General features: G+C 70.3%; 6 protein-coding genes. 4 read left to right on the top strand and 2 right to left on the bottom strand.

Going from position 1 to position 6,035, the window contains the following annotated elements; genetic code table 11:
• Positions 1-246, bottom strand: a 246-nt coding sequence (locus CCN51_RS18845) for an SDR family NAD(P)-dependent oxidoreductase (protein ID WP_143675835.1), incomplete at its 3' end; no start/stop codon positions are given.
• Between the two features lie 145 nt (positions 247-391).
• Between CCN51_RS18845 and CCN51_RS18840 the strand changes: the two genes are divergently transcribed.
• A complete protein-coding gene (locus CCN51_RS18840) occupies positions 392-931 on the top strand; it encodes a winged helix-turn-helix transcriptional regulator (RefSeq protein ID WP_014172725.1) in 540 nt (179 codons plus the stop codon).
• On the opposite strand, the gene CCN51_RS18835 is transcribed toward CCN51_RS18840, so the two are convergent.
• Positions 920-2,410, bottom strand: a complete 1,491-nt coding sequence (locus tag CCN51_RS18835) for a hypothetical protein (RefSeq protein ID WP_143675834.1) — start codon at positions 2,408-2,410, stop codon at positions 920-922. The two genes, CCN51_RS18840 and CCN51_RS18835, sit on opposite strands and share 12 nt — an antisense overlap.
• A gap of 178 nt (positions 2,411-2,588) precedes the next feature.
• Here CCN51_RS18835 and CCN51_RS18830 point away from each other — a divergent pair, with 178 nt between their 5' ends.
• From CCN51_RS18830 to CCN51_RS18820, 3 genes are all read left to right on the top strand, one after another.
• Positions 2,589-3,140 (top strand): YciI family protein, encoded by a 552-nt coding sequence (locus CCN51_RS18830; protein ID WP_043488453.1) that lies wholly within the window; start codon positions 2,589-2,591, stop codon positions 3,138-3,140.
• A gap of 247 nt (positions 3,141-3,387) precedes the next feature.
• A complete protein-coding gene (locus CCN51_RS18825) occupies positions 3,388-3,963 on the top strand; it encodes a YceI family protein (protein WP_043485908.1) in 576 nt (191 codons plus the stop codon).
• 337 nt (positions 3,964-4,300) lie between these two features.
• Positions 4,301-6,034: a SulP family inorganic anion transporter gene (locus CCN51_RS18820; protein WP_014172720.1), complete on the top strand. Its 1,734-nt coding sequence runs from the start codon at positions 4,301-4,303 to the stop codon at positions 6,032-6,034.
• Position 6,035 lies beyond the last annotated feature (1 nt).

The raw sequence follows: 6,035 nt of genomic DNA, 5'->3' as shown, positions 1-6,035 counted from the left end.
GTTGACCAGGACGTCGATGCGGCCGAAGCGTTCCTCCGCGGTGGCCACGGCGTCGCGGATCTGCCGGGTGTCGGTGACGTCCAGCGGCAGGACGAGGGCGTTGTCGCCGTGGCGGCGCGCCCAGTCGTCGAGCAGGTGCGGGCGGCGGGCGGTGAGTACGACGCTGTCGCCGGCCGCCAGGGCGGCCTCGGCGTAGGCCATGCCGAATCCGCCGGGGGTGCCGCCGGTGATGAACCAGGTTTTCATGGGTGCCTCGTGAACAGGGTGGTGGCATGGTGCCGGATCCCGGGGCGAGGGTGCCCCGCGTGGGCACGCCGGGCCGCAGCGCACCGGGCAACTGCTAAAATAGAAGCCAGTAACTTTCACTTTAGCAGTAACCCAGGAGGATGGCATGCCGAGCCGGATCCGGCTGGAGGATCGTGAGTGTCCGCTGTCGACGACGGTGGAGCACGTGGGGGAGTGGTGGACGCTGCTGATCCTCCACGACGCCTTCGACGGCTACACGCGCTTCGACCAGTTCCAGCAGAGCCTGTCCATCTCCACCAGCATGCTCACCACCCGGCTCAAGACCCTGGTGGCCGACGGCCTGCTGGAGCGGCGGCCCTACCAGACCAACCCGGCCCGCCATGAGTACGTGCTCACCGAGCGCGGCCGCTCCCTGCGCCCCGTGATCGTCGCCCTGGCCGCCTGGGGCAACCAGCACCTGGCCCCCGAGGACCGCTCGATGATCCTCGTGGACGCCGCGACCGGTGAGGAGGCCGAACCGGTGGTGGTGGACGCGCGCACCGGCAAGCGCCTCGACGACAGCGACGCATACGTGTTCACCGCCGGCCCGGCCGCCAGCGTGCTGATGCGGGCACGCTATGACGAACTGGACCGGCAGCGGTCTCCTCGGGATAGAGCCTGCATCGCGCAACCGTCAGCTGACTGACGCACTCCAGCCATCTGGAGCGGCGATGACCATGGCTCCGTGGTGCAGATCGAGGCTGCAGGCGGCAGTGGGCCTCCCTGTTTGGGTGAGTTGGCCGGGCCCCTGGAAGGCGTCGGTGTGAAGGCGGAAGGCGTCGGGCTCGGTGCAACTGACGGTACGTAGCCGCCAGGGTGCTGAGGGGGGCTCGTCGGGGCGGGGCGGCAGGGCGAGTTGGAGTACCGCGGCGGCCGGACGCTCTGTGCGGTAATCGGTGTGCGCCGCCGTCCAGGCCGCCATGACGAGAGCTGCCTGCGAGGGCGTGCCGAACACGGGTGAGCCGGCGGTGAGGGAGGGGGGTGTTCGTTCGGGAGACCGGGGCATCTCGATGATGTCCGGACGATCGGCGCGCTCCTTGAGAACGGCGGCGATCCAGCGGGTGAGAGCCGGGCCGCTCCGGTCGGCCCAGGTGCGGATCACGTCACGGAAGGCCGCCTCACGGCGGGCGGCGCCGCGCCGCGATCCCGCGGCCAGGATCGCTTCACCCGCTCCTGCGAAAGCCTGGCACAGGTCGAGCACCGGGACACGATCGGCACGGGCGGCGTAACGCACCGAGCGGAGCTCCCACATGGCGTGGCGCAGAAGGATCGCGGCGGCCCGGGCGTCGGCACCCAGGTCTCCGGCGGGCGGCGGAGGCAGGCGGTCCGACCGGCCGGTGCGGGGCGGGGTGACCGCGTCGGCGCGTCGGCCGGCGGCCGACAGGTGCCATGAGTGGTCGTCAAGGCGGTACTCGCCGCTTGCGGCGCGGAGCCGGCCGCCCGTGCCCAGAGATATCTCAATCCCGCCCGCACCGGGGTCCAGGGCCGCTCCCCGGGTGGCGGAGAGGTCGAAGACGGCGTCGGTGACGCCATCCAGCGCCACGTTCAGCAGGGCAGGTTGCGTGGGCGTGCTCTCGTCGACTGCGTACCTGCGGGGCGCGACCAACTGGAGGAAGGCGGTCAAGCGAGTACCGGCGCGCTCTACTCGAAGGTGGCGGACGGCCGCCGTCGCCAGGTCGTAGTCGGGGACCAGGTCATCCACTGTCGGTTGTGCGAGCCGGCATGCCGGTGTCATGACGTATCCGCGGTAGTCACGGCCTGGTGTGTCCGGCTTGGCCGGCGGCAGGAGCGGTTCAAGTTCGTACCCCGCGAGTGCGGCCTGCTCGGTCATCCACCCGCGCCGCCGCTCGCCGAGACCGGCCATCCACTCCAACGCGGTCAGAGCCCGACGCTCGCGCTTGTCGGCGCTGGCCGTGCTCGCTGCCCAGAACAGCGGAAAGAGGTTGTTGTCCCACACATCCGACGCCGCACGAATCGCTTCCCGGTCATAGCGGCGGACGTCCGCCGCGGCCTTAGCGATCTGCTCGACCGAGCGGTCCAAGAGGGCCGCCAGCACCGTCATGGCCGATCCGCGGCTCGCACGTGCGGGTGGAGTACCGGGCGGCAGGGAATGAGGGTCGGTCATGTCGCGATCGTGGCACACCATGGGGCGCGTCTCGCCCCGATATGTCAACGGCAGAGCACCCACTGCGCACGCTGACGGCCGGACTCCGCCGCGCGGCAGATGGGCGACCGCGGATCACCGCCGACGGCGAGGTGAAACTCGCTCGCCCTGGTCACATCTTTGAAGAGACCCTATGGGCATGGAGTTCCTCTGCTACCACCGCGACCGGCCTGGCTCCCTGCCGCTCCGCCACGAGCTACTGGAAGAGCATTGGTCCTATATGGACCAGTACGCAAAGGAGATGATCGCCCGGGGCCCGACCTTCGCCGACGACGGCGACACACCCACCGGCAGCGTGCACATCGTCGACCTGCCCGATCCCGCCGCTGCCCGCGCGTTCGCCTTCGACGAGCCGAACTACCAGGCCGGCGCCTACCGGGACGTGCTGCTGCGACGGTGGCGCAACACCCTGGGGCGCACCATGTGGGACTTCCCCGGCGGCCGGACCGGCGGCAACCGGTATCTGGTGCTCGGCCTCGGCACGGGGCAGGCCGCCGACCTCGCTGTGCCGCCCGACCGGCATGAGCTGATCGCCTACGGGCCGCTGCTGTCCGACGACGGCGCCACCTGGCTCGGCACGGCGGCGCTGGTCCGCGCGCCGGACCCGGACACGGCCCGCGCCATCCTGACCCAGGACCGGTACGCCGACGTTGAGGTGCACAACTGGCAGTTCGGCGGGCGACCGGCATAACCCGAGGTTTGTCCGGCCGACTTCACCGCCGAAGCCTGCCGGATCGCGCGGCATCCTCGTCTTTGACCCGGACCCACGGGTGCATCGGCCCGACACACGCCGGTGGACCCGTGGGTCCGTGCTGAAAGACCTTTGGTTTCCCACGACCCGCGGGGTTCCTGGCCCTGTTCTCGTATCGGCTACGGCGAACGACGGCTACCCGAAGAACGCCCGCTGGAAGGCCCATCTGTCACGTACAGTCAAGTCCGTGACGTTGAGTGATGGAGTGTATGGTTTCGGGCCGTCGACCGGCCGCCTGCTGATCAAGACCAGCCGCATCGGCCTCGGCCGGAAGGCGGGTCACGACCTCACCATCGAGGCCACCCGATGGTCCGGGAAGGCGGTGGTCGTCGCCGACGATCCTGGGAAGTCATCGGTGACCGTAGAGGTCGAGACGGGTTCGCTGATCGTCCGCGAGGGGGCCGGCGGGCTCAAACCCCTCGCCGACGCCGACCGGGCCCAGATCAAAAGGACGCTGGAAGGTGAGGCTCTGCTGCATGCCTCGCGGCACCCCGCCATCGTCTTTCGTTCCACCGGCATCACGGGAACGCTTCAGTCCTTCGAGATCACCGGCGACCTCACCATCAAGGGCCGGACACACCCGGCGACCGTGCACGGCGGCAGCGATGGGAACGGAATGGTGTGCGGGCGCGGAACCGTCACCCAATCCACCTGGGGGATCAAGCCGTACACAGCGTTCCTGGGCACGCTGAAACTGGCCGACGAAGTCCGGATCGAGTATGCGGTGACCGAACTCGAACGGCTGCCCGACCCGGATGGCTGAGCCGGAGGTGTCGCACGTAGCACGGGCGACGGCTGAATAGGCGAGCCCGGCAGTGCCAAGGCCGGAGCCGCCTGTGCTGAGGCATGCGTAACATGCTGAATTGCAAAATTTTGCAATTGGTTAGATGCTGTCTTGGCTGTGCCCGTCATCCCGTCCCTGAGGGCACAGCCTTCCGTGTCCGCCCCCGAGGTGGGGCTCGTAGGGGAAACCGAGGGGTTGTGTCCGTTCCGCTGTACCAGGCCAAGGCCGTACGTGACGCGCGGCGGATCCTGACCGCGCTGCCGGCCGGCCGAAACGAGTTGCCGGCCGGGCTGAGGGAAGCCGGGGTCGCCGCGTGATGACCTCGGGACTCGGCCGGGTGTGGGCCCGGATCGCATCGCTGCTGCCTGCCAGTGCCGACCTGATGGAGATGGGGCGTAACCCCCGGCGGGACCTGCTGGCCGGGCTGACCGTGGCCATCGTGGCGCTGCCGCTCGCTCTCGGCTTCGGGGTCTCGTCCGGGCTGGGTGCGGAGGCGGGACTGGCGACCGCCGTTGTCGCGGGGGCGCTGGCGGCGTTGTTCGGCGGGTCGAATCTTCAGGTGTCGGGGCCGACCGGTGCGATGACGGTGGTTCTCGTGCCGATCGTCGGACAGTACGGGCCGGCCGGCGTCCTCGCGGTCGGCCTGACGGCCGGTGCGATGCTGGTCGCCCTTGCCCTGCTGAAGGCCGGGCGCTACATGCAGTATGTGCCCGCGCCGGTCGTCGAGGGCTTCACCCTGGGCATCGCCTGCGTGATCGGCTTGCAGCAGGTCCCGAACGCGCTCGGCGTGCCCAAGCCGGAGGGGGACCGGGTGCTCGTGGTCACCTGGCGGGCGTTGCGGGAGTTCGGCGAGGCACCGAACTGGACAGCCGTCGGCTTCGCCGGCGCGGTGGCCGTGGTCATGCTCGTCGGCGCCCGGTGGCGTCCGACCGTACCGTTCTCCATCGTCGCGGTGGTAGCCGCCACCGTTGTGGCGCAGGCCGCGCATCTGGACGCGGCGAAGCCGATCGGCGATCTGCCGTCCGGGCTGCCTGTGCCGTCTCTCTCCTTCCTCGACCTCGGCTCGTTGGGAACGCTCCTCGCTCCCGCGGTGGCGGTCGCCGCGCTGGCCGCCCTGGAGTCCCTGCTGTCGGCCTCGGTCGCCGACGGCATGACGGTCGGTCAGCAGCACGACCCGGACCGTGAGCTGTTCGGCCAGGGGCTGGCCAACATAGCCGCCCCGCTGTTCGGCGGGGTTCCCGCGACCGGCGCGATCGCCCGCACCGCGGTCAACGTCCGCACCGGGGCGACCTCCCGGCTCGCCGCGCTCACCCACGCCGCAATCCTCGCTGTGATCGTCTTTGCCGCCGCACCCCTCGTCTCCAAGATCCCGCTCGCGGCGCTGGCGGGCGTGCTGCTGGCCACGGCGATCCGCATGGTCGAGGTCGGTTCGCTGCGGGCGATGGCCAAGGCGACCCGTTCGGACGCGCTGATCCTCGTCCTGACCGCCGTCGCGACCCTTGCCCTGGACCTCGTGTACGCCGTCGTCATCGGCTTGGCCGTCGCGGGCGCCCTCGCACTGCGTGCCGTCGCCAATCAGGCACGCTTCGACCAGGTGCCCCTTGACCGGGGCGACCACAGTACGGAAGAGCACGCCCTGCTGGCGGAGCACATCGTCGCCTACCGCATCGACGGCCCGCTGTTCTTCGCCGCCGCCCACCGCTTCCTGCTGGAGCTGACCGAGGTGGCGGATGTGCGCGTGGTGATCCTGCGCATGTCGCGGGTGTCGACGATGGACGCGACCGGGGCCCTCGTCCTCAAGGACGCGGTGGAGAAGCTGAAGCGGCGCGGCATCCTCGTCCTCGCCTCCGGGATACGCCCCGGGCAGCTCCAGGTTCTCGACTCCGTCGGCGCTCTCGACCTGCTACGGCACGAAGGCCGGGAGTACGCCACCACCCCCGAGGCGATCCGCGGCGCCCGCGGCCACCTGGAGCGCGCCGGCGTCCTGCCCGTTCTGTCCGCTCTTCCCGCCATCGAGCCCCGAACCTCCAGCGAGGAAGCCGCGCGATGAG

The organism is Streptomyces milbemycinicus (assembly GCF_002154605.1).
In the GTDB taxonomy this organism is placed as follows: domain Bacteria; phylum Actinomycetota; class Actinomycetes; order Streptomycetales; family Streptomycetaceae; genus Streptomyces; species Streptomyces milbemycinicus.
This window is presented reverse-complemented; position numbering and strand designations above follow the sequence as displayed.